The organism is Sphingobium sp. AS12, assembly GCF_019097845.1.
Taxonomy (GTDB): Bacteria; Pseudomonadota; Alphaproteobacteria; order Sphingomonadales; family Sphingomonadaceae; genus Sphingobium.
Window position 1 is genome coordinate 1 of record NZ_JAHRGM010000082.1, and the last position, 1,586, is coordinate 1,586.

The 1,586-nt window shown below is 57.1% G+C and carries 1 protein-coding gene; it reads left to right on the forward strand.

The window, feature by feature from the left end; translation table 11 throughout:
- Positions 1 to 66: 66 nt before the first annotated feature.
- A complete protein-coding gene (locus tag KRZ98_RS22130; protein ID WP_217675357.1) occupies positions 67 to 1,506 on the forward strand; it encodes an IS1182 family transposase in 1,440 nt (479 codons plus the stop codon).
- The last annotated feature ends 80 nt before the right edge of the window (positions 1,507 to 1,586 follow it).

A 1,586-nucleotide genomic window follows, 5' to 3' on the forward strand; every position in this document is an offset into this window, starting at 1 on the left:
AAATGGTCCAGACTGTGTGAAAACGCGGCGGATATGGTATGATGCCCTAACGCTTTGGGGGATCATATGGGTCGCTTCATTTCTGGCGCTGATCGCAAGCAGACGACGTTATTTCCACCCTGTGTAGATGATTGGATCGGGGATGATAATCCGGTTCGAGTGATCGATGCGTTTGTAGATGCGCTCGATCTTTTGGGGCTTGGATTTGACGGTGCGCAGCCTGCCGCGACAGGGCGGCCTTCTTATCACCCGTCGGTCCTCCTCAAGCTCTACATCTACGGATATCTCAATCAGGTTCAGTCGAGCCGACGCCTGGAGCGGGAGGCTGACCGTAATGTCGAGCTGATGTGGCTGGTGGGTCGGCTTGTACCGGATCACAAGACGATTGCCGATTTCCGGAGAGATAATGGTACCGCGATCCGCCGGGTTTGTGGTCGTTTCGTCTTGCTCTGCCGGGAGATGGCCCTTCTCACAAGTGGCAGTGTCGCCATTGACGGCAGCAAGTTCAAAGCGGTCAATAATCGCGACCGCAACTTCACCACAGCCAAGCTGGCGCGGCGTCGGGAGCAGATCGAAGAAAGCGTTGCACGCTATCTCTCGCAACTGGACACGGCGGACCGGCAGGAGCCGACAGACGTCCTGGCCTCAAAAACGGATCGCCTGAAGGAGAAGATTGCCAGGCTCGAGGAGGAGATGAAACGTCTCGACGGGCTGGAGGAGCAGATGCTGGCGGCGCCGGATCAGCAGATTTCACTGACTGATCCTGACGCTCGCTCCATGGCGACAAGCGGTCGTGGGACCGGAATGGTCGGGTATAACGTCCAGGTCGCGGTCGATACAGAGCGCCACATCATCGTTGCCCATGAGGTGACGAATGTCGGCAGCGACCGGGCTCAACTGAGCGGCATGGCGACCACGACCAAGACGGTCCTGGGTGTGGATCGGCTCGATGTAGTGGCAGATCGTGGCTATTTCTCGAGCGAGCAGATCCTCGCCAGCGAACAGGCTGGCATCACCGTCACTCTACCAAAGCCACTGACCTCAAGAGCCAGATATGAAGGTCGCTTTGGAAAGCCGGATTTTGTCTATGTGCCCGAGCAGGATGTCTATCGCTGTCCCGCAGGAGAATTGCTGAAAAACCGTCTCCAGAGTGAGGAAAGAGGTCTAAAGATAAATCGATACTGGGCCAGCACCTGTCAAACCTGCACGATCAAATCGCGCTGTACGCCTGGCAAAGAACGGCGTGTCTCCCGATGGGAGCATGAAGATGTGATCGAGGCGATGCAGCACCGGCTCGACGCCAATCCGGACGCCATGCGCATCCGGCGCCAGACCGTCGAGCATCCCTTTGGCACCCTCAAGTCGAAAATGGGATACACACATTTCCTCACCAGAACCAAGCCGCGCGTTTCCACCGAAATGGCCCTCCACGTCCTCGCCTATAACCTCACCCGCGTCCTCAACATCATGGGAAGCCGTAACCTGCTGAGCGCCATCGCCAGATAAGACAACGCCGTGCAAACTCGGCCGGGCCAATATCTATAGACTATGTCGACGAAGGCGTTTTCACACAGCCTGGGTCGTTA